Source organism: Nitrospirota bacterium (genome assembly GCA_023229435.1).
Taxonomy (GTDB): domain Bacteria; phylum Nitrospirota; class UBA9217; order UBA9217; family UBA9217; genus JALNZF01.
The window spans coordinates 54,148-75,688 of record JALNZF010000005.1 but is presented as its reverse complement, the minus strand read 5'-3'; the positions used below and the strand labels follow the sequence as shown (position 1 = coordinate 75,688).

At 53.9% G+C, this 21,541-nt stretch carries 18 protein-coding genes, 1 tRNA gene and 1 other RNA gene; 14 read left to right on the top strand and 6 right to left on the bottom strand.

What is annotated here, in order from left to right:
- The 11 genes from dnaG (at window position 1) to M0R70_05360 (ending at window position 10,225) form a co-directional block, all read left to right on the top strand.
- On the top strand, window positions 1–1,779 hold the full coding sequence (gene dnaG, locus M0R70_05410) for a DNA primase (protein ID MCK9418802.1): 1,779 nt from the start codon (window positions 1–3) through the stop codon (window positions 1,777–1,779).
- 81 nt (window positions 1,780–1,860) lie between these two features.
- Window positions 1,861–3,663, top strand: a complete 1,803-nt coding sequence (gene rpoD / locus M0R70_05405) for an RNA polymerase sigma factor RpoD (protein MCK9418801.1) — start codon at window positions 1,861–1,863, stop codon at window positions 3,661–3,663.
- 182 nt (window positions 3,664–3,845) lie between these two features.
- Window positions 3,846–3,921 (top strand) — tRNA-Ile (locus M0R70_05400).
- Between the two features lie 139 nt (window positions 3,922–4,060).
- Window positions 4,061–4,786 (top strand): C4-type zinc ribbon domain-containing protein, encoded by a 726-nt coding sequence (locus M0R70_05395; GenBank protein MCK9418800.1) that lies wholly within the window; start codon window positions 4,061–4,063, stop codon window positions 4,784–4,786.
- A 131-nt stretch (window positions 4,787–4,917) separates the two neighbouring features.
- On the top strand, window positions 4,918–5,319 hold the full coding sequence (locus M0R70_05390; GenBank protein MCK9418799.1) for a ribonuclease HI family protein: 402 nt from the start codon (window positions 4,918–4,920) through the stop codon (window positions 5,317–5,319).
- Between the two features lie 97 nt (window positions 5,320–5,416).
- An RNA gene (rnpB, locus tag M0R70_05385) (RNase P RNA component class A) lies at window positions 5,417–5,789 on the top strand.
- 95 nt (window positions 5,790–5,884) lie between these two features.
- Window positions 5,885–6,529 carry a Smr/MutS family endonuclease gene (locus M0R70_05380; GenBank protein ID MCK9418798.1) on the top strand — a complete coding sequence of 215 codons (645 nt, stop codon included), beginning with the start codon at window positions 5,885–5,887 and terminating at the stop codon, window positions 6,527–6,529.
- Window positions 6,530–6,582: 53 nt separating this feature from the next.
- A complete protein-coding gene (locus M0R70_05375; GenBank protein MCK9418797.1) occupies window positions 6,583–7,419 on the top strand; it encodes a winged helix-turn-helix transcriptional regulator in 837 nt (278 codons plus the stop codon).
- Window positions 7,420–7,489: 70 nt separating this feature from the next.
- Window positions 7,490–8,404 (top strand): radical SAM protein, encoded by a 915-nt coding sequence (locus tag M0R70_05370; GenBank protein ID MCK9418796.1) that lies wholly within the window; start codon window positions 7,490–7,492, stop codon window positions 8,402–8,404.
- Between the two features lie 63 nt (window positions 8,405–8,467).
- A complete protein-coding gene (locus M0R70_05365) occupies window positions 8,468–8,743 on the top strand; it encodes an Lrp/AsnC ligand binding domain-containing protein (GenBank protein MCK9418795.1) in 276 nt (91 codons plus the stop codon).
- A 129-nt stretch (window positions 8,744–8,872) separates the two neighbouring features.
- Window positions 8,873–10,225: a TrpB-like pyridoxal phosphate-dependent enzyme gene (locus M0R70_05360; protein MCK9418794.1), complete on the top strand. Its 1,353-nt coding sequence runs from the start codon at window positions 8,873–8,875 to the stop codon at window positions 10,223–10,225.
- Window positions 10,226–10,361: 136 nt separating this feature from the next.
- Here the strand turns inward: M0R70_05360 and M0R70_05355 are convergent, their stop codons facing one another.
- The 3 genes from M0R70_05355 to M0R70_05345 form a co-directional block, all read right to left on the bottom strand.
- Window positions 10,362–11,045, bottom strand: coding sequence for a Crp/Fnr family transcriptional regulator (locus M0R70_05355; GenBank protein MCK9418793.1), 684 nt, complete (start codon window positions 11,043–11,045; stop codon window positions 10,362–10,364).
- A gap of 184 nt (window positions 11,046–11,229) precedes the next feature.
- Window positions 11,230–11,961: a response regulator gene (locus tag M0R70_05350; GenBank protein ID MCK9418792.1), complete on the bottom strand. Its 732-nt coding sequence runs from the start codon at window positions 11,959–11,961 to the stop codon at window positions 11,230–11,232.
- A 257-nt stretch (window positions 11,962–12,218) separates the two neighbouring features.
- Window positions 12,219–13,823: a peptide chain release factor 3 gene (locus M0R70_05345; GenBank protein MCK9418791.1), complete on the bottom strand. Its 1,605-nt coding sequence runs from the start codon at window positions 13,821–13,823 to the stop codon at window positions 12,219–12,221.
- Between the two features lie 322 nt (window positions 13,824–14,145).
- On the opposite strand from M0R70_05345, the gene M0R70_05340 reads away from it, so the two are divergent.
- Complete coding sequence (locus M0R70_05340) at window positions 14,146–15,108, top strand: hypothetical protein (protein MCK9418790.1); 963 nt, start codon at window positions 14,146–14,148, stop codon at window positions 15,106–15,108.
- A 76-nt stretch (window positions 15,109–15,184) separates the two neighbouring features.
- Here the strand turns inward: M0R70_05340 and M0R70_05335 are convergent, their stop codons facing one another.
- Window positions 15,185–15,952, bottom strand: a complete 768-nt coding sequence (locus tag M0R70_05335) for a 1-acyl-sn-glycerol-3-phosphate acyltransferase (GenBank protein MCK9418789.1) — start codon at window positions 15,950–15,952, stop codon at window positions 15,185–15,187.
- A gap of 237 nt (window positions 15,953–16,189) precedes the next feature.
- On the opposite strand from M0R70_05335, the gene M0R70_05330 reads away from it, so the two are divergent.
- Window positions 16,190–16,501 (top strand): MTH1187 family thiamine-binding protein, encoded by a 312-nt coding sequence (locus tag M0R70_05330; GenBank protein ID MCK9418788.1) that lies wholly within the window; start codon window positions 16,190–16,192, stop codon window positions 16,499–16,501.
- Between the two features lie 10 nt (window positions 16,502–16,511).
- Here the strand turns inward: M0R70_05330 and M0R70_05325 are convergent, their stop codons facing one another.
- A complete protein-coding gene (locus M0R70_05325) occupies window positions 16,512–17,654 on the bottom strand; it encodes a DUF3365 domain-containing protein (protein ID MCK9418787.1) in 1,143 nt (380 codons plus the stop codon).
- Between the two features lie 137 nt (window positions 17,655–17,791).
- Window positions 17,792–19,033 (bottom strand): nucleoside:proton symporter, encoded by a 1,242-nt coding sequence (locus tag M0R70_05320; GenBank protein MCK9418786.1) that lies wholly within the window; start codon window positions 19,031–19,033, stop codon window positions 17,792–17,794.
- Window positions 19,034–19,510: 477 nt separating this feature from the next.
- Here M0R70_05320 and M0R70_05315 point away from each other — a divergent pair, with 477 nt between their 5' ends.
- A complete protein-coding gene (locus tag M0R70_05315) occupies window positions 19,511–21,463 on the top strand; it encodes a radical SAM protein (GenBank protein ID MCK9418785.1) in 1,953 nt (650 codons plus the stop codon).
- Window positions 21,464–21,541: the final 78 nt, after the last annotated feature.

The following is a 21,541-nucleotide window of genomic DNA, read 5'->3' as shown; positions in this document are numbered from 1 at the left end:
GTGTTCTCCGAAGATATCATAAGCAGGGTCAGGGACAGCGTTGACATTCACGACTTGATCTCCGGCTATGTTTCGCTCAAGAAAACAGGAAAGAACTGGCTGGGGCTCTGTCCGTTCCACTCGGAGAAAACGCCCTCGTTCAATGTGAACCCGGAAAAGCAGATCTTCCATTGCTTCGGGTGTGGTGTGGGCGGTGACGTGTTCAAGTTTCTCGAGCTGCAGGAGGGGCTGAATTTTCCCGAGGCCGTGAAGCAATTGGCGGCCAAGGCGGGGATACCGCTTCCTGCCGACAGCGGGTCGCGCAAAGAAGACAAGAGGGCCGAGGATGAGCGCAAGGCGCTCCTCACGATCATCGCAGATGCCGCGGATTACTATCGGAAAGAGCTCGAAGGACCCGCGGGCGGCGCAGCCCGCGCCTATTTGAAAAAACGAGGCGTGACCGACCAGGTTGTTCAGGATTTCGCGCTCGGTTTTTCCAGGCCCGAGTGGGACGGCCTGCTGAAGGAGCTCAAGCACAAGGGATACTCCTTCAGCCAGATGGAGAAGGCCGGGCTCATCGTCAAGCGCAGCGAGGGTGAGGGCTACTACGACCGGTTCCGGGGCAGGATCATCTTTCCAATCCGTGATATTTCCGGGAACGTGATCGCCTTCGGCGGCCGCGTGATGGACGACTCGCTTCCCAAATATCTGAACTCTCCGGAGACCCCGCTGTACAGCAAGAGCAACGTGCTCTATTGCCTGGACAAGGCAAAGGAGCCCGCGCGGAAGCAGAAGTATTTCATCATCGTCGAGGGATATCTCGACGCGATCGCGTGCCATCAATATGGGGCGCAGAACGCGGTGGCCACGCTCGGCACGGCGCTCACCGAAGGGCATCTCCGGCTCATGCGGCGGTTCGCGCAGAATCTCGTGCTTATCTTCGACCCTGATCCGGCAGGCGTGAAGGCCGCCATGCGGGGCCTCGACCTGTTCGTATCGAGCGGCATGAAGGTGAACGTGGTCTCGCTTCCCGACAACGACGACCCGGACACGTTCCTGAAGAAGAACGGCTATGAGGCCTTCGCTTCCTGTCTCAGGAAGTCGGAGAAGTTCATGGACTTCGTGCTCGGCCAGGTGGTGAAGGGCGGTCATGACGCTTCGATCGATGAAAAGGTGGAAAAGGCCGGCGAGATGCTCGGGTTCATCGCCCGGCTTCAGAGCGGCATCGAACGGGACCACTATCTGAAACGGACCGCGGAGGCCCTGGATCTGGACGAGGGAGTATTGAGGCAGGAAATGCCGAGGCAGGTAAAAGGCACGGCGCATCATCCAATGACAGAAAAAGCCACAGCAGCGCCCCGCGGACACCGGCCCCGGGCCGAGGAGACACTCATTCACTTGATGCTTAAGGATGCGGAGATCGCGCTGAACTTGAAGGACCAGATGAAGCCGGAGGATTTTACCGACCCGCTGTTCCAGCTTGCCGCGAAGCGAATTTTCGGCGCCCTTGATGATCAGGGCAGGTTCGATGTCAGTGCCTTGTTTCGGGATGGGGACGAGGAGCTCAAGAACCTGATTTCCCACTATTCCGTGCTTGAAATGGTGTATGATGATCCAGAGAAGTCATGTCAGGACTGCGTGGAATTGATCAAGCAGCAGGACCCGGAAAAAAAGATGAAACATATCATACGAGCGATGAAAGAGGCCGAGTTGCGCGGTGATAGTGCTGAGTTGGTGCGGCTTATTGAAGAGCAAAAGGATCTGAGCAAGAGGCCGGGCAGGCGGATCCACGGGTTGTAGAAGAACGGCCTGTGGAGCGGGTCTTTGTTGATTTTTATGAACATACGCTTGTGAACGTTTAACACAAAGGAGCACCACAGTATGGTAAAGCGGGGCAAGGCAGGAGAGTCAAAAAAGACGGGCGCAACGGACAAAGAGCGGAACTATGCGCCCTTTGAAGAATCCGGCGACGCGATCCCTCACGAGGATGTCTCAACGGAACAGCTCGACACTATTATTTCCCTGTTCGGCGATGGTGAACTGGAAATGGACATTGCTGACTCGCGGCATGACGGAAAGACACGTCAGGCGGCGGATGAAGACCTGGAAGAGGGTGTCGAGCCGGACGATGTGAGCCTCGAGGATGCTGTGGAGGAGGAAGCAGAAGAGGAGGAGGTGGAGATCGGCGTCGGCAAGACCGATGATCCTGTCCGCCTTTATCTCAAAGAGATGGGCACGGTGCCGCTCCTTTCCAAGGAGGGAGAAGTATCGATCGCGAAGCGGATCGAAGAGGGCAAGCGCGAGGCTGCCCAGATACTGTATAATCTGCCGTTCTCTCTGCAGGACGTGCGGGAGCTGGGTGACAAGCTTCGAAAAGGGAAGATCAGCATCCACGAGATCGTGCACGCAGGGGATGATGATTTAGAGGAACTTCAGACCCAGAACGAGGAAGAGCTCCATGTCCGGGTGATCAAGCTCATCGGCGAGATCGACAAGCTGAGCAAAGAGATGCACATCCTGATCACCCACGTGACGGGCGACCATATCAGCGATCACCGGAAGAAGAAGCTTCGGGAGAAGCTTCAGACAACGCGGTACGCCCTGTTCGCCAAGCTGGAGGCGCTGAATATCCATTGCCGCCAGACTGACCGGCTGGTCATGAAGCTCCGGGAACTCGTGAGTGAAATCTACTTGTCGGAGCGCGAGATCCACAGTATCGAGCGTAAGATGGGTCTGGACCTCGCCGGGGTCAAGGACGTGTTCAGGAAGATGCGGCAGGGTACGCGCGAACTTAAAAACGCCGCTCGCCGTCTTGAGATGAAGCAGGATACGCTGCTGGGGCTGGAAAAGACATACCGGAACGCGGTGAAGCGGGTGAAGAAGGTCGAAGAGGACTGCGGCATCCCGGCCGAGGACCTCAAGAAGGCGCTCCGCGCCTATGAGCGGGCCGAAGAACGGGCCAAGTATGCCAAAAGCGAGCTTGTGGAGGCCAACCTGCGGCTGGTTGTCTCAATCGCCAAGAAGTACACCAACCGGGGACTCCAGTTCCTCGATCTCATTCAGGAAGGTAATATCGGCCTCATGAAGGCCGTGGACAAATTCGAATGGCAGCGGGGCTACAAGTTCAGCACCTACGCCACGTGGTGGATCCGGCAGGCGATCACGCGGGCGATCGCCGACCAGGCGCGTACCATTCGCATTCCCGTGCACATGATCGAGACCATGAATAAGCTGATCCGGACCTCCCGCGGCCTTGTGCAGGACCTTGGCCGTGAACCGACCACCGAGGAGATCGCGGCATCCATGAAACTGCCGGTCGAGAAGGTCCGCAAGATCATGAAGATCGCCAAAGAGCCCATTTCGCTCGAGACGCCTATCGGCGAGGAAGAGGACAGCCATCTGGGCGATTTCATCGAGGACAAAAAGGTCGCGTCACCGCTCGAGTCGGCCATCCGCAAGAACCTTCACCAGCAGGTCCGCAAAGTGCTGAACACGCTGACCCAGCGGGAGGAAAAGGTGCTTCGCTGGCGTTTCGGCATCGGCGAGCAAACAGACCATACGCTTGAGGAAGTGGGCCAGGAGTTCGATGTGACCCGCGAGCGCATCCGCCAGATCGAGGCCAAGGCGCTCAGAAAACTGCGCCATCCAAGCAGGAGCAAACAGCTCAAGAGCTTCATGGAATAAGCAGGCCCGGAACGCGCCAGTCTTGACATTTGTCGCGGGTTGTGTCAATATGCCGCTTACATTCTCGCATCGCGAAGGCAAAATGCAAATTGTAAAAGTCAAATTGCAAAGTGAAAAAGAACTTTTTGGTTCTCATTTTGCATTATCAATTTTGCACTTTGCCTTGGTGTTAGTATGCATCCGGGCCCATAGCTCAGCTGGTAGAGCTACCGGCTCATAACCGGTTGGTCCCAGGTTCGAGCCCTGGTGGGCCCACCAACCTATTTGATCGAAGGGAACACTGTACATGTTCGGAAACTCAAAGACACTGTCATATGTCCCTGTTGACCGGATGAAGACCGGGAAGTAAAACAAAAAAATGCGCCGATTGGCGCATTTTTTATTTTTTGGAGGTTTCATGGAAGAACAGCTTAACTTGCTCATACAGCTTCAGGAGATCGACGCGAAGATACGGACGCAGATCACGCAAAAAAATCGCCTGCCCGAGACGCTGGCAATCCTCGAGCGCAGGCGCGTTTCCCTGAGCGATAATCTGGGAAAGGTGCAAGAGGCGCTCGCGGAGGCGCAGAAGAACAAACGCGACCGGGACAAGGACCTTGAGACCGGAGTTCAGAAGGTCGAAAAGCTTAAGACACGTTCCTCTGAGATCAAGAATAACAAGGAGTACCAGGCGCATCTCAAGGAGATCGAGGCGGCAGAGCAGGAAAATAAAGCGATCGAAGACGACATCCTCGGGCTGATGGAGAAGATCGATGCCGCCGCGGGACAGATAACCGCTGCGGAGCAGCAGGCAAAAGACGAAGCCGCCGGGATCCAGGTCGAGCAGAAACAACAGGAAGCCGCTTTTGCGAAGCTCGAAGAGGAATTGAAGGCAATTGAAGAGGAACGGCAGAAAGCGATTGCCCGCATCCAGAAGCAGGTACTGACGCAGTATCAGAAGCTGCTCGGCACCAAGGCAGGTATCGCCGTCGCGGAGGCGCGCGGGGAGTCCTGTTCCGGCTGCTACATGAGCATCCCGCCCCAGGTGTACGTGAACGTCAAGAAGAACGAGAGCATCATCACCTGCCCGAACTGCGGCCGCATCCTGTATTTTAAAGAAACGATCGTGCAACAAAATACCTGATCACGAATAGCAGGAATGAAATCGTGAAGGATTCGGTGTTAGGGGTAAGAGAGTCAATTCTTTTTACGCGCTCACGCCTTCCTCCTTACGGCTTTATTCGTGTCATTCGTGTTCTTCATGAAGGATATATCGTGGAATTGACCATTTACAGCGACGGAGCGTCGCGCAACAACCCCGGCGAGGCCGGGGCGGGCGTGTACATCATGCAGGACGACCGGCCCCTGGAAAGGATCGCGCGGTATCTGGGGATGACGACGAATAACATTGCCGAATATACCGCGGCAATCACCGGACTGGAGCGGGCCGTGCAGCTCGGCGCGTCGAGCGTCAAACTGTTCGCGGACTCCGAGCTTCTCGTGAAGCAGATCAATGGTCTCTATAAAGTGAAGAACGAAGGCCTGAAACCACTGCATGCCAGGGCCAAGGAACTGATTGCATTGATCGGCAGGGTTGAGGTACAATACATTCCGCGGGCAATGAACAAGGAAGCGGATGCGCTCGCCAATAAGGCGATAGATGAAAAGCTTAAATAATGCAAAATGCAGAATGCAAAGTGCAAAAGGGAAACCTCAGATTATCAATTTGACTTTTGCATTTTACAATTTGCATTTTGAATTGTTCTTTGATTTCAGAGCGGGTTAGGTGATCGCTCCCCGGAAACGGGGGGAGGAAAGTCCGAGCTCCGCAGGGCAAGGCGGTCCCGAAACGGGACAGGGGGCGACCCCATGGACAGTGCCACAGAAAAGAAGACCGCCCCGTACAGGGGTAAGGGTGAAACGGTGGGGTAAGAGCCCACCAGACCCGGCCGCGATGCCGGGTGCTTGGAAAACCCCGCCTGGAGCAAGACCACATAGGGAAGCGTCCCCCGCAAGGGGGTAAGGACGGCCCGTCCGAGACTTCCGGGTAGGTCGCTCGTGCCTTCGAGCAATCGAAGGCCCAGATAAATGACCACCACTCCCGGGCAACCGGGAGGACAGAACTCGGCTTACGACCCGCTCTGATTTTTTTTATTGCACAAACCCCTCACCCCAGCCCTCTCCCCCAGGGGGAGAGGACCAAGGTGAGGGGGGACTTGTTGTATTGTCGCGAGTGTGACCCATGGGCAACAAGATCTTTGCAATCCGTCCCTTTGAGAAGCTCAAGAAAAAGATCGAGAGCAAACCCGCTGTTCCCGCGCCCGCACCTGCCCGTCAAAAGAAAAAGGAACACCTGACCGAAGAGGAGCTGTTCAGTCAAGCCATGGATGCGGTTCTTGAGAACGAAGACTTCCGATCTCTTGCCTGCGCTCACCATCCGAAGAAGATCGCAGTGCGCGCCGGCAAGACCAACCCCGACCATGAAGCGCTTGCCGTCCTGGGCGAGATCGTCGGGGGACAGCGGCCGATGCACCTGCCGGACACTCAGGAGTATGTCGAGTGGATCAATCCCGATTATCACGACGTCATCATCCTGAAACTGCACGAAGGCCGCTTTTCCGTTCAGGCCTTTCTCGATCTCCATGGCTGCACGGTCCCGGAGGCTGAAGCGGAGCTCCATGATTTTCTGCAAGACGCATTCAGGAAAGGACTGCGCTGCGTCAAGATCATCCACGGTCGCGGGCTCCGCTCCGTGAAAGGGCCGCGGATAAAAGACGCTGTGATCAGGCGGCTCGCCGGCCGCTATCGCAAGAACGTCATCGCCTACGTGACCGCGCGGCAGTGCGACGGCGGCCTTGGGGCGCTCTACGTACTGATCAGAAAATAATAAGCATCTTGATGTTCAAATAATAACCGGTAATGATGCCGAATAAAACAGCCATGATCAAAAGAAACAGTGACAAGAGGCTCACCCGTGCTCAAGTTCGCGTATTCCAAAAAAATATCTACGCCTATTATGATGCGCACGGCCGCGATCTTCCGTGGAGAAGAACACGGGACCCTTACCGCGTAATTGTTTCCGAGATCATGCTTCAGCAGACGCAGGTCGAGCGGGTGATCGAGAAATATACCGCGTTCATCAAGTTATTTCCCGATTTTCTCGCACTATCCAAAGCGCCGCTGAAAAAGCTGCTCACGGTCTGGCAGGGCCTGGGTTATAATCGCCGAGCGCTTGCACTGAAAGCGCTTGCTCAAAAAGTCATTGATGGGCATGGAGGCAAGCTTCCATCCGATCCCGCAATGCTCCTCGCCCTCCCCGGGATCGGGAAGTATACGGCAGGTGCAGTTGCTGCTTTTGCCTTTAATAAGCCGGTGGTGTTCATGGACACGAACATCCGGCGGGTGTACATCCAAGCGTTTTTTCATGATCGGGCGGATATCCATGATGACGAGATAATCCCTTTCCTTGAACAGACGATGGATGTCGAGAATCCGAGGAAATGGTACAATGCGCTTATGGATTACGGGGCCATGCTCAAGAGGGAGCAGGTCAATCCGAATCGCAGAAGCGCGCATTATACAAAACAAAGTCCCTTCGAAAATTCGAACCGGCAGGTGCGGGGAAGAATCCTGAAAATACTCGTGAAGGAAGCACCGCTTACCCAGGCGCGGATCGTGAAGAAAACCGGCATGGACCCGGAGCGAATAAAGAAGAATCTTGTGCAGCTTGTGGAGGAAGGATTTATTAAAAAGAAGGGGAGGTCCTTTGCGTTATAGCCGCGCTCAGAAGCCCCCCTCACCCCAACCCTCTCCCCGAAAGGGAGAGGGGGTCACTTCAAAACAAAACATGAGAACAGCACCCGACTACATACAGTTCTACCCAACGCTCCGGTGCAACCAGTCCTGTGAGTTTTGTTTTAACCGTTCCCTGTCGTTTCTGCCGGATATGGCCCTTGACGACTTCATCGTGATGCTCGATAGAATCACCGGTCTCTCCATAAGGACCCTGGACATAATGGGAGGAGAGCCGACGCTCCATCCTCATATCGTGGGATTTGTTCAGGAGGCAGTGCAGCGCGGACTGAACGTAAATATCAGTTCCAATGGTTCAAACACCACTGCGCTCGAAGATCTGCTGGACGCAGGCAACAACGTCAGCATCGGCATTTCAATCAACGATCGAGCGTCACTGGTTCGTTTGGCCGGATTTATTCAGAAGAACAAGGTGGTCGTGAAGTCAGTATTCCATCCAACAAAGGATGAACCCTTGATCCGCGACATCCTCGCGCTCAAGCCAAAGAAATTCTATTTGATCTATCGCGATGCACTGGACCGCAAAGACTTGCACGAGACCGTTCCTTTTCATCAATTCGTATCACTCGTAGAAGAACAGTTCAACCCTTCACAGGCGGACATGGTCTTCTGCTCGGGCTTCATACCCGACAGCGTGAACTATCCGGAGCTTACGCGGGTGCGATGTCCCGCCGGGACCACGAAACTCGGCATTCTGCCTGATGGTTCTGTCTATCCCTGCAATCTGTTATTCGGGAAAAAGGAATTCCTGCTCGGCAACATCCTGAGCGATCCGTTTGAGTCGATCTGGTCACACAAGGCGCTCACCTACTTCCGTTCTGCTCCGGGAAGAGACTGCCCCAAAACAACCTGTGAACTTCATACCCGATGTCACGGCGGCTGCCCCGCGCACGGTTTCGCGTATACCGGTTCCTTGAGCGCTCCTGATCCGCGCTGCGTCGGAGGTTGACAGTTTTCAAGCAGGAGAGTAAAATCGAATGCAGATTAAACAAAGCACCGAAGGAGGCCATTCATGGTGACTGCTCTGGTCCTGTTAAATGTTGAGAGGGGCAAGGTGAATGCTGTAGCGGAGACGCTTGCGGAGATGAACGGCATATCCGAGGTCTTATCGGTCGCCGGCAGATACGATCTTGCAGTTGTCATTCGCACGAGCGACAACGAGCAGATGGCCGAGTTGGTGACGGATCATATGCTCAAGGTCGGCGGCATCATCAAGTCAGAGACGCTTATCGCCTTCCGCGTGCACTCCCGCCACGATCTGGACAGCATGTTTTCCCTGGGAATGTAGCGTGGTATTTGCGGGTCATTCTCACCGGTGGATCTGAATAAAATATCATTGAGAAAGTCCACAAAATAGTATACTATTGCCAAACGTTGCCGCATTTATCTCAAGACACTATCTGATTGAGGAGGATGTATGAGACAGACGAAGATCGTTCTTTCCGACAAAGAAATACCCACCAAGTGGTACAACATCATGGCGGATATGCCGAACAAGCCAAAACCGCCGCTCCATCCGGGCACGCATCAGCCCATTGGTCCGCAGGACCTCACCCCGATATTTCCCATGGATTTGATTTTACAGGAAGTGAGCCAGGATCGCTGGATCGACATCCCGGAAGAAGTGCTCGATATCTACTCACTCTGGAGGCCCTCGCCGCTCTTTCGGGCGCACCGGCTCGAGAAGGCGCTTGGCACTCCGGCAAAGATCTATTATAAATACGAGGGCGTGAGCCCTGCGGGCAGTCACAAGCCGAACACCGCCATCCCCCAGGCTTATTATAATAAGAAAGCAGGCATCAAGCGCATCGCTACAGAGACGGGCGCCGGGCAGTGGGGGGCATCCATGGCGCTCGCGGGCAAGCTTTTCGGACTTGACGTCACGGTGTACATGGTAAAGGTAAGCTTTGGCCAGAAACCCTATCGAAGAATTCAGATGGAGACGTGGGGCGCAACGGTGCATGCAAGCCCATCGAAGCTCACGAACTCGGGAAGGAAGGCCCTTGAACTGGATCCGAACAATCCGGGAAGTCTCGGTCTCGCTATTTCCGAGGCAGTGGAAGACGCGGCCACGCACGATGACACCAACTATGCCCTCGGCTCGGTGCTGAACCACGTGTGCCTGCACCAGACCGTGATCGGGCTTGAGGCCAAGAAACAGATGGAGATCGCGGGCGACTATCCCGATGTCGTGATCGGTTGTTGCGGCGGCGGAAGCAACCTTTCAGGCATCGGCTTTCCGTTCGTCCACGACAAGATCGAGGGCAAGAATGTCCGCATTATGGCGGTCGAGCCCGCGTCTTGCCCCACGCTCACCAAGGGCGAGTTCAGGTACGACTTCGGTGATGTAGCCGGACTGACTCCCCTGATGACGATGTACACCCTGGGCCATGACTTCATGCCCCCCGGAATCCATGCGGGAGGCCTGCGCTACCACGGCGACTCGCCGCTCATCTCACAGCTTTATCACGACAAGCTTATCGAGGCCAGGGCGTACAACCAGATACCGGTATTCGAGGCCGCCTTGCAGTTCGCCAACACAGAGGGGATCATCCCGGCCCCTGAGAGCGCTCACGCGATCCGCGCAACCATCGATGAAGCGCTCCAGGCCAAGCAGGAAGGCAAGCAAAAGACAATCCTCTTCAACCTGAGCGGCCACGGGTACCTTGACCTCCAGGCCTATGCAGACTATCACGACGGCAAGCTTCAGGACTATGAGTATCCGGCGGCGAAGATCAAAGAAGCGCTCGCAAAGCTTCCCAAGATCTAAATTTAACCTTACTTGCGCTCCCCGTCTTTGGGCGGGGAGCTTTTTTTATTTGTATCGAGACAACAGGCGGGAGGAGAGGATAGAAAAGCTGGGTCAAACGGGCGCACGATAATCAGCAACTGCAGTGCTGGTTCTTCTATATCCTATCACGCTTCTTGATCTGCTCCAGAGCATTGCCGGCGATCAGCAGGCTTCCTTTTAATTCCCTTACGATGCCTTTACCGGAGAGCCCCTTCAGGCACTTCGAGACAGCTTCCCTCGAACATCCGATGCGCGCGGCAAGTTCCTTATGCGTCAGTTTTCCCGCGTTGCGAAAGCCGGTTGTACCGGCGTCGTCATTTGCGGCAACGTCGAAGAGCGTCCGGATCAGCCGCTCGCCGACCTCGAGAAATGCGAGAGATTCTATCATGTCATCCGCATTTCTGAGCCGTTTCACCAGGGTGGTCATGAGCTCAACGGAGATTTTCGGATTGTTGTACAGCAGGTCCAGGAACACCTCCTGCCTGAGTATGGCAAGTTCCGAATCCGTGTTTGCCACGATCGTTGCCGACCTTCCCTTGCCATCCAAAAGGCTCAGCTCGCCAAAGAACGCGCCCTTTTCGAACAGAGCAAGCACCATTTCGCCGCCGTCTTCGTCAGCCAGCACTGCCTTGAGCTTCCCGGAATTCACAATATAGAGGTCAGTGCTCATGTCGGTCTTGTAAAAGACGACATCGCCTTTCTTGTACCGGACGTTCTTGCAGAGAGACGCTATCTTCTTGAGCTGGGCTTCTTTAAGGTGATTGAAGAGCGGTATGTTCCTGATATAGTCTATAAGCATAATGGGTCCGAGCGCATCAATTCACCGATGTCGTTGTTCACCGGCGTATCCCGGTTTTCAGCGCTCATTCTCCTTTGCAGTCATTATTACGAAGGACAACCTACGTTACCATACTTCCAAGAGAAATAAAATCGGATAGAGCCTCCCATGACTTGCAGCTCAATAGCATTCTACCCGGCTCACGTTATGGCTGCGCACTTTGCTTTGAGGCGCCGTCCTGTATCCACTCGAGCATAAAGTTCGCGATGAGGGACCTGTCCGCGCGGCTGATCTTCACGAACTTCAGTCCCATACCGGGCTCTTTGTACGGCCCATCGTCAAAGGATACCGTATACAGGACAACCGCCTCAACCTTAATAAGGCTGTCCTTCATGGTGAAACTGAGCGGTATCTTCGCATTTACCGGCCGGGGATCAAGCGTCATGAAGAACATCCCGTATTCCGAAAGCACCGTGACGAACCCCTCGCTCTTATCCTGGCCATCTTCGAGTCTTGCCATCAGACGAGTTGCGATCCTGAGGTTCCGTCGAGGGCCTTTCTCGATAGCTATCTGAACGATCTGGTAGAACTCTTCCACATTATTTGGCTTCCTCAGATAGGCGGCGAATCCCCCTTTGTTGGCGCGGGCCTCCAATGCAGGGTTGGGCCACCATGAAAGGAGGACGAGGGGAATGTCAAAAAAGCGAGGGTCTTTCGAGAGCCAGGAAAACATGGTGGAGCCATTCAGATCGGCGTCAGCAAGGATTGCGGTAGGTGGAGACACGGTTATGAACTCAATCGCCTCCTCCGCGGTCCGAGCGGAAAAGACGTCGTAGCCGAACCGCTGAAGCAGCATGCACGTATAAAAGCGGTCGTTGACGTCGGCATCCACGACGAGAATATACTGTTTACTCCCTGCAGTGCGGACCCCATTCATATTTTATTACTCCGGCAGATCACCAACATAGTATCCGGCGAACGGCTTCACCTCAGCGTGTGAATGACCTCGTGGAATCTGCTATAGTATACCATGGATCATATCCGCTGAACGCGTAATGTTGAGCAAGCCGGTAACTCGTTCTGCTAAAGCACGGAAGGCGGTTTTTAATTCCGATAAAGAGGATGGTCGGTAACAGCGTATGGTTACCGGAAGTCATACTCCGCGTTGATTGCCGCATTTCCACCGCTGCAAGCCTACCTGTTTATTTCCTGTACTTCCCTCTTGAACTCAGAGGTGAAGTGGAACTTGATCTCGGGGTAGGCCTCGATCATATTCCGCAGGACCCAATCCGATTCAGCGAGAAACACGATATTGCCGTCCTTGTCCGTGGCAATGCGGTCCGACTTGAATCTGCAGAATTTGTCCATTTCTTTTTCGTCCTTCGCGGTGATCCAGCACGCCTTGAAAATCTTCATCGGATCGAACCTGCAGGCCGCGTTGTATTCGTGCTCCAATCGGTACTGAAGCACGTCGAACTGAAGCTGGCCCACCGTGCCGACGATCCTGCGGTTGCCCTGCTGCTGGGTGAAGAGCTGGGCCACGCCTTCGTCGGTAAGCTGCTCGATGCCCTTTGCAAGCTGTTTCGATTTCGAAGGGTCAAGATTCACGAGCTCCTTGAACACCTCGGGCGAGAAGGTAGGGATGCCCTGGAACATGAGCTTCTCGCCTTCCGTGAGCGTGTCGCCGATCTTGAAATTGCCGGTATCATACAGGCCGATCACATCGCCGGGGAAGGCCTCGTCCACGATGCTCTTGCGCGCCCCCAAAAAACTCGCCGGGCTGGTGAACCGGATCTGTTTGCCCAATCGGACATGAAGAAACAACTTGTTCCGCTCGAACTTGCCCGAACAGACCCGGATGAAGGCGATGCGGTCGCGATGCCGGGGGTCCAGGTTAGCGTGGATCTTGAACACGAAGCCGGTGAACGCAGCTTCGTCAGCGTTCACGACGCGCTGGTCCGTGGGCCTGCTGCCGGGCGTAGGGGCGATCTCCGTGAAGGTGTCCAGAAGCTCCTTGACGCCGAAGTTGTTGATGGCGCTTCCGAAGAAGACCGGAGCAAGGTCGCCGCACAGGTAGGCATTGACGTCAAAGGGATTGTGCGTGCCTTCGATCAACTCGACGTCCTCCCTGAGCTTTATTGCATAGTCGCCGAGCTGCTGGTCAAGGACCGGGTCGCCGATGCCCTGGATCTCGAGTACATCGCTCGCGATCCTGACGCCGCCGGGCCGGAAGAGGTAGAGGCTGTTGTTGTACAGATTGTAAACTCCCTTGAACGAGGTTCCCATGCTGATGGGCCATGAGAGCGGCTGGACCTTTATGTTCAGCTTTGTTTCGAGCTCGTCCAGAAGTTCAAAGGGGTGCCTGCCCTCCCGGTCGAGCTTGTTCACGAAGATGATGACCGGCGTCCTGCGCATGCGGCAGACTTCCATCAGCCGCAGGGTCTGTTCCTCCACACCTTTGACACAGTCTATGATGAGGATGACGCTGTCCACCGCGGTGAGCGTGCGATAGGTGTCCTCGGCAAAATCCTTATGGCCCGGCGTGTCGAGCAGATTGATCTTGAGCCCGTTGTAGTCGAAGCCCATGACCGAGGTTGCCACCGAGATGCCGCGCTGGCGCTCGATGTCCATGAAGTCCGAGGACGTGCTCTTCCTGATCTTGTTGGACTTGACCGCGCCGGCCACCTGGATCGCGCCGCCGAAGAGCAGAAACTTCTCGGTCAGCGTGGTCTTTCCCGCGTCAGGGTGGCTGATGATGGCGAAGGTCCGCCGCTTGTTTATTTCGTCAGTGTAGTCCATGGATCACCGGCCCCCCCTTTTAAAATGGGGGGAAGTTTTTTCTCAAAGAAGCGATGCAACATAACAACTGGGGGGCAAAATGTCAAGTTCTTTCGGTCATTTTTCAGATCGTTAACCCTGGACATGATGACGCGAGCATGGTTAGGAGCTCCTGCTCGTTATAATTTTTTGAATGATCCCCCCATTTGACAAAGTATGATAGACTAACATCAGGTCTTATGCCGATACGAAAAATGAGCGCGACAAAACGACTAACTATAGACTAAATCAAAAGGAGGCCGCTATGAAGAACAGGTTCGTAATATGGGGAGTATTATCAGGAATGATTATAGCGCTACTTATTGTTTATGCCTGCGGGAAAAGTAGTAGTAGCGACGAAGTTACAACGTCAGCGCCTACCTCTGTTAAGATGAAGGCTGATTTCACAGCTTCCGGCGCTCCAGCCCTGTTCAAGGCCGCATCGGTTGCGCAGCTGAACTCCTGTCCGAGCGACACGCTTCCCATGGACGGCCCTCCCTACGCGGCGGGGCTGGACTGTGATAAGGACGGCGGCAGCACGGCGTATCTTACGCCCCAGAGCTTCAAGGTCGCGGTCAAGCGGCTCTCTTTTGTGAAGGCCAACGGTGATCATGTAGATTTTATCCCCGATCGAGGGTTGCTTGCGAATTCGCTGGTATACGATCTTACATCAGAGGTCACGGTATCCCAGCTGACGATCTCGGCGGGCACCTATGCATCGGTAGAGGCCGAGATCTACTACTACGAGATCAAGATGCCGATCAACAGCACTCCGACCACGACTCAGAGCATCAGGGTCTATTTAAGCGACGATGATTTTTCCGCTGAAGGCAGCCTGGGTCATCATCAGGGTGACATCACCTTGGTCGATGACAACGGACAGGAGCTGGGTTGGGTCGGCGTGGCAACGGCCTGGACAACGACCGCCCTCCAGACAGACAAAACATCGGTAAGCCGCCCCGGAGGTACCGATACGGAAACCGGACATCAACGCGGGCTCTTCGGCAATTCCGATCTGTGGGACCAAGCGGTTTTTACGCAGGGTGCGGACCGCGACATCTTTCTGATCAACGAACCTCTCGGGCTTACGGTGAGCGCTGATCTGACGAAAACAGTCACCCTCATCTTCAAGGTGAAAGACAGTTGGTTCTGGGAAGATTTTGATCATGACGAAACATTCAATCCTTGTGAGAACACTAATGACGCCTGCATAGACTATGCCGAGTGGGCGCCGATATTCAATCTACCTGTACTGACCATCCAGTAAGTCTCTTCGGGCGTCCACGCGTCCTTACAAAAACCGTTCCTCAGACCACCACGGCTGATCCTGACTCAGTACAGGATCAGCCGTAGTACACCGCATTGATGGCCTCGTATGTTTCCGCGGCCAGGTCTTTCCGCGACTGCAGGGAATGTACCTTGATTGCCTTGAGGGGGATGACCTCCAGTTCGATGGACCTGAGCGACAGGAACCGGAGGAAGTGTTTCAAAAAAGTCGCTCCTCCATAGTAGAAGACGAGGTCGCGATTCTCCGGCGTGAGGCGCTCGTTGTTCACGCGGGTGTAGCGAATACAGATCGGGACGATATCGGCCCGTGTCAGGACAGCGGCATCAAACAGGGAGTTCTTGAATGGCTGCACGCGGTCGCCATTCGACGTGGTTCCTTCGGGAAAGAGCGCGACGGGCAGGCCCTGGCCGAGTGCTACGGCAATGTCCTCGATCTCGCGCTTCAGCCCCGACGGTCTTCTTCGCTCTACAAAAATACTTCCACTGAGCCGGGCCAGCGTACCGAGCAGCGCGGTGTTCTTCAGCTCAACGGAGGTGATGAACACCGAGGGTGCGAGCGCGGAAAGGACAAGGATATCGATATAGGAAAGATGATTCGAGACGATGAGGCGTCCGTCGCCGGTTTTATGAAGGCGTTCGCGATGCTTCACGTGAACGCGGACGCCGAACAGGATGAGAATGATTCGCGCGATGCGCGAGGCAATCCGTATTGCGACAACACGTTTTGTTTTCCGGTCAACGGGGAGCAGACCGATGATCCCTGTTATAAAAAAATATACGAGGAGAAGGGGAATGATCCCCAATCCCCTGAAAAGGGCTCTCATAGCCTGTGTCATCGCTCCTGGTCCGCCAAAATTCCAACGTGCTTCGTGTTTGCCAAAATCGCTGTTTGCGATTATTGCACATGCCTTCGTTGTTTTCAATGGAAAAACGCCTGGTTGGCCACGGAGAACGTATTCTCTGACGGGGTTTACATCAGCGGGAATCGCGTCTATACTTGAATCAGATGCAGGTTGTCATGGATGATCATGGCGATACTATCTCTCAGGAGGTTTCATCGTATGAGCGTTATGGTGGAATTCAGCGTGGTACCGGTTGGGAAGGGTTCCAGCCTCAGCACCGTGGTCGCGCGCGTACTTCAGATCGTTGCGCAGAGCGGAGTTCGCTACAAGGCAAATCCGATGGGCACCGTGCTCGAAGGGTCATGGGAGGAGGTCATGGGCGTTGTCAAGAAATGCCATGATGAGGTCATGAAGGATGCGGAGCGTGCCGTGACCAGCATCAAGATAGACGATCGCAAAGGGAAGGATGCGCGGATCGAGAAAAAACTTGAGTCAATGGAACAGAAGCTAGGGATGAAACTGAATCGATAGGAGAAAAGAGCTACTTCTTTTCAGGGAAGTAATCCGGATACAGTTTGTTCGCACACTCGGGACAGATGCCGTGACTGAACTCGGCGTCAGAGTGATCGCGAACATAAACCTCGATCTGGCTCCAATACCCGTCGTCGTTCCGGATCTTTTTGCATGATGAGCAGATCGGGAGCATGCCGCGCAGGGTTTTTACGCTGTCCAGGGCCTTTTGAAGTTCCCTTGTTCGCTCCTGTACACGCTCTTCCAAATAGTCCCTGCCGTGACGCAGGTTTACGGACATCGTATTGAATGCCGCGATCATGTCCTGCAATTCCTTTCCGGATGATATGTCGATCACTTCACCGAGATAGCGTTCGTCCGTTGCAATCTGTTCCGCTTTATCCCGGATGTTATTCAGGGGGGCGAACAACAGTCGCCTGTTGATCAAGAACTGAAAAGCATAGAGGATTGCCAGCGCGAACAACAAAACACCCGAGATCATGAGAGAAACACGGTTTGTCTCCGCATACGCCGCAGCGAGCGGCACGCGGATAGAGATGGCGGACACGACATCGCCGGTGCTTCGATGGAAACTCCGTTCCGCTCCGTACTGCCGCACGAGGCCTCCTGGCGCGTTCGCAGGGGTGCTATGGCATCGCATACAATCTTTTTCCAGCACTTCTCCTCTCCTCAGAACAACGAAGTACGGTTTCCCCTCAATGGTTCGAACAGCCGTATGCTCGACAAGCTTGGGATCCGTGTTCAATCTGAGAATGAACGCTCTTTCATAATCGTCCGCTTCGTTCTCGGGACTTCGCGCATTGATGGCGCATTCTTTATAGTAATAATCCTGCGTTCCCAATGATTTGAAATATTTATTCAGCTCGCGGACCGCATAGGTGGATGACATCCAGGTTGGATCGAAATAATCCTTCGGCCGATAGGGGTCAGTTAACGCGAAGAGTGCCGGTTTCAGGTTGTGCGAATAATATGCATGCGTTGCCAGGTTCCTGTCGAGAAGGATGCGGGCCCTGACCTGAGCTTCTGCCAATGCATTTTGCCTGATATAATGGGTTACAACGAAAACGAGGCAACCGCCGGCAATAAGGAACACCAGGAGCACGACGATATTATGGAACGTGCTGATCCTGATATTTCTGATAGTTCCGAACATGCTATTTCACCGTATCCGATCACTGTCACGCGTGCAATATCTGAGAAAAGAGAACCGGATTGCCCCGGGGTGCGGAAGCAACCTCTAAAAAATGAATATCATATTATCGAGAGGATGTCAAACCAGGCGAGGGCAGTTTATGAGAATATCCCGATGACCGCGCCCGTCATGCAGGTCGCGAGGGTTCCGGCAACGAGCGCTTTCAAACCGAGCGCCACAACCTCGTCCCGCCGCTCCGGCGCAAGGCTCCCGAGGCCGCCGATCAGGATGCCGAGACTGCCGAAGTTGGCAAAGCTGCTCAGTGCATAGGTCATGATCAGTCTGCTCCGCGGATCAAGCGCCTCTGCAGGGAGCCTGGCCATTTCGAGGAAGGCCAGCAGCTCGTTCAGGATTGTTTTGGTGCCCATGAGGTAGCCCGCGGTCTGCGCCTGGGACCAGGGAATGCCGAAGAGCCACACGATCGGCGCCATGACATAGCCGAGTATTCTCTGGAGGGTGAGCGGTTGGTTTCCCGCGTCCGGGAAAAGGCCGATGAGCTGGTTTGCGAGGTATACCAGGGCCACCATGACGACGAGCATGGCAACGATGTTCAGGAGGAGGTGGAGGCCGTCAAGGGTCCCCTTAACCACGGCGTCCATGGAACTTGTCGCTGTCCGCTGGGGGATGAAGTTTCCGGAGGTCTCTTCCCCGGTTTCCGGGACCATGATGCGGGCGATTGTGATTGCCGCGGCCACGTGAATGAAGGACGCGACCAGGATGTGGCCGATGGGATCGGGGATCACGCCCTTCAGAATTGTCGCGTAGAGCACCATCACGGTCCCGGCAATGCATGCCATGCCCACGGTCATCAGCGAGAAGAGCTCACTTCTGGTCATGTTTTTGAGATAGGGCTTGATAACGAGGGGCGCCTCCACCATGCCGAGAAAGATCGTGGTTGAAGCGCCAAGACCGAGCGCGCCGCCGATATTCATGGTTTTTTGGAGAATGAAGGAAAAACCCTTCACGACAAAAGGCATGATCCTCCAGTAAAAGAGAAGGGCGGAGAGAGCGCCGATCACGAGCACGAGCGGAAGGGCCTGGAACGCAAGAATAAAGTTCGCTCCCGGGTCCTGCAGCATGAAGGGCGGCGTCCCGCCGCCGATGTATCCGAACACGAAGGAGGTACCCGCCCTGGTCGCAGACTCAAGCGACAGGACAAGGTTGTTCAGAAGCAGGAAGAACTTCTTGAACAAAGGGACATACAGCAGGATGCCCGCGATGCAGAGCTGGACCACGACGCCAATCAACGCCGTGGCGTACTTGACGTCTTTTCTGTTCTCGCTGATAATCCAGGCGATCCCCGTGAATACCACGAGACCGAGCAATGATTGAAAAAGCATAAGGTGCTCCCCTCAGTCGATAAATCTATTGTACTGTTTTTGCATTATGGCATGGCAGAGGACAATTTTCAATTCAAAATCGCATTCGCCTTATGCCATGCTGTTTTCTCCCGCCTTGTATGCTTCCGGTAATCGAAGTAGCTTTACTCCATCAGAGCTTAATGCTAAAATGGATTAGATTTACACGATGTTTATTAACGGCACGGAAAACCCTGAAGGAACCGTTGGATGCTTAAAAAAATACTCCTTATAACCCCGCCGTTTACCCAGCTCAATACCCCGTACCCGGCAACGCTGTATTTGAAAGGCTTTTTGAAATTGCATGGGTATGCGGTATTTCAGGCCGATCTCGGGATTGAATTGGTAAATAAAATATTTTCTCAGAATGGCTTTCAAGAACTTTTCGATTTTACTAAAAAAAACAGCAATAATATTTCCCAAAATTCACTTCGGATCATAAGCAATGAAAAATGCTATTTGCAAACCATCAAGCAGGTCATGGATTTTCTGCAGTACCGGGACACGACGCTTGCCCAACGGCTCTGCAGCGACGATTTTTTACCAAGGGCGTCACGATTTGATCAATTGCCCGACCTGGAATGGTCGTTCGGAAACATCGGCGCGAATGATAAGGCCCGGTTCCTTGCAACGCGGTATGTTGAGGACGTCGGCGATCTGATAAAGGATGCAGTGACACCCTTTTTCGGCTTTAGCCGTTATGCGGAAAAGCTTGGAATATCGGCGCATTCTTTTGCTCCGCTCGAGGCCGCTTTACACCAGCCCGCGAATATCATTGAGACCTGGCTGCTTGAATTGCTGAAGGACCATGTCGAAAATTATAGGCCCGATGTCGTCGGGATAACCATCCCCTTTCCCGGCAATCTCTATGCCGCGTTGAAATGCGGCCAATTCATTAAAAAACATTTTCAAGACATCAAGATCATTGCGGGCGGCGGATATGTTAATACAGAGCTTCGCGCTTTATCAGAACCTGCTCTCTTTAACTACGTGGATTTTATTACCCTGGACGATGGCGAACTTCCCTGTTTAAACATTTTAAGATTTCTTCAAGGAGAAAGAAAGGCAGAAGATCTCAAAAGAACGTTTATCCGTAATGAAGATAAGGTGAGATATATAAATAATGACAGTGAAAAAGACCCTTCCCCCGCAGAGACCGGATGCCCGGATTATTCCGATCTTCCCCTGGATGACTATCTTTCTCTCATAGAAATTGCCAATCCCATGCACCGTCTCTGGTCCGATGGACAATGGAACAAGCTTACCCTCGCGCATGGCTGTTACTGGCATCAGTGTTCATTCTGCGATACCACGCTCGATTATATAAAACGCTATGAAAGTGCTTCGGCCGGCGCGCTGGTTGACAGGATCGAGCGCGTGATGGCTCAGACAGGGCAAAGCGGTTTTCATTTTGTCGATGAGGCGGCGCCACCCGCTGTCCTGGGAGAATTGGCCCTGGAACTGCTGAGAAGGAAAATCAGCATTTCCTGGTGGGTAAATATCCGCTTCGAACATGCTTTTACCGGGGACCTCTGCAGGCTCCTGGCGGCATCGGGCTGCATTGCGGCAACCGGAGGTCTGGAAGCGGCCTCGGACAGACTTTTAAAGTTGATGAATAAAGGCGTGACCATTCGTCAGGCCGCTCAGGTCTGCCGCAATTTCAGCGAGGCAGGCGTCATGGTGCACGCGTATCTGATGTACGGTTTTCCCACGCAAACCGAACAGGAAACCATCGACGCCCTGGAGATCGTACGGCAGTTCTTTCACGAGGGGCTGATACAATCCGCGTTCTGGCATATGTTTACCGCGACAATTCACAGCGACGTCGGAAGACATCCGGAAAAATATCAATGCAGGATCATTGCACATCCTGCCGGGAGCTTTGCCAACAATGATCTCCTCCACGAAGATCGTATTGGCTGCGATCCACACGGGTATGCGCAAGGCCTGAACAAAGCGATGTACAACTTTATGCATGGCATCGGTACGGACCTATCAGTCAAAGCGTGGTTCGATTTTCACGTTCCCGCGAGTTCAATCAAAAAAAATCAGGTGAAGCAGGTGATCAATGAATCCGCCGCGGTTGACAGCAAAAGATTGAAAGCCAGGCTCCTGTGGCTGGGGAATAAACCGCAATATTTGCAGAGCGATTCGACGAAGGGCGGGAAACAGGCAAGAAAGGCCACGCTTCTTTTTCATATGAAAAGAGAAACAGTGTCGTTGGTCACCACTGCCGAGACGGGGAAATGGCTGGATACGATTTTTGAAAGATTTATCATCCAGAATTCAGAATTAATATCGCTCGAAGAATTAAGAGAAAATTATGAGAAGCAATTTTCTTCTCCGTTTGGATCTTTTCTGATATCCGATGAATGGAAAACCTTGAGGGCAAAAGGATTATTGTTGATCTAAGGTGATTATTGTATGAAGCAGCCCGGAGATTCATCATCGCGCAGCGCGTATTTCAAAATAATAATCATCTGCAACTCG

Bases quoted from the DNA above. Each gene is read 5' to 3' on its own strand.
- rpoD (MCK9418801.1), top strand. From the start codon at position 1,861: ATGGTAAAGCGGGGCAAGGCAGGAGAGTCAAAAAAGACGGGCGCAACG.
- M0R70_05395 (MCK9418800.1), top strand. From the start codon at position 4,061: ATGGAAGAACAGCTTAACTTGCTCATACAGCTTCAGGAGATCGACGCG.
- M0R70_05380 (MCK9418798.1), top strand. From the start codon at position 5,885: ATGGGCAACAAGATCTTTGCAATCCGTCCCTTTGAGAAGCTCAAGAAA.
- M0R70_05375 (MCK9418797.1), top strand. From the start codon at position 6,583: ATGATCAAAAGAAACAGTGACAAGAGGCTCACCCGTGCTCAAGTTCGC.
- M0R70_05370 (MCK9418796.1), top strand. From the start codon at position 7,490: ATGAGAACAGCACCCGACTACATACAGTTCTACCCAACGCTCCGGTGC.
- M0R70_05365 (MCK9418795.1), top strand. From the start codon at position 8,468: ATGGTGACTGCTCTGGTCCTGTTAAATGTTGAGAGGGGCAAGGTGAAT.
- M0R70_05360 (MCK9418794.1), top strand. From the start codon at position 8,873: ATGAGACAGACGAAGATCGTTCTTTCCGACAAAGAAATACCCACCAAG.
- M0R70_05355 (MCK9418793.1), bottom strand. From the start codon at position 11,045: ATGCTTATAGACTATATCAGGAACATACCGCTCTTCAATCACCTTAAA.
- M0R70_05350 (MCK9418792.1), bottom strand. From the start codon at position 11,961: ATGAATGGGGTCCGCACTGCAGGGAGTAAACAGTATATTCTCGTCGTG.
- M0R70_05345 (MCK9418791.1), bottom strand. From the start codon at position 13,823: ATGGACTACACTGACGAAATAAACAAGCGGCGGACCTTCGCCATCATC.
- M0R70_05340 (MCK9418790.1), top strand. From the start codon at position 14,146: ATGATTATAGCGCTACTTATTGTTTATGCCTGCGGGAAAAGTAGTAGT.
- M0R70_05335 (MCK9418789.1), bottom strand. From the start codon at position 15,952: ATGAGAGCCCTTTTCAGGGGATTGGGGATCATTCCCCTTCTCCTCGTA.
- M0R70_05330 (MCK9418788.1), top strand. From the start codon at position 16,190: ATGAGCGTTATGGTGGAATTCAGCGTGGTACCGGTTGGGAAGGGTTCC.
- M0R70_05325 (MCK9418787.1), bottom strand. From the start codon at position 17,654: ATGTTCGGAACTATCAGAAATATCAGGATCAGCACGTTCCATAATATC.
- M0R70_05320 (MCK9418786.1), bottom strand. From the start codon at position 19,033: ATGCTTTTTCAATCATTGCTCGGTCTCGTGGTATTCACGGGGATCGCC.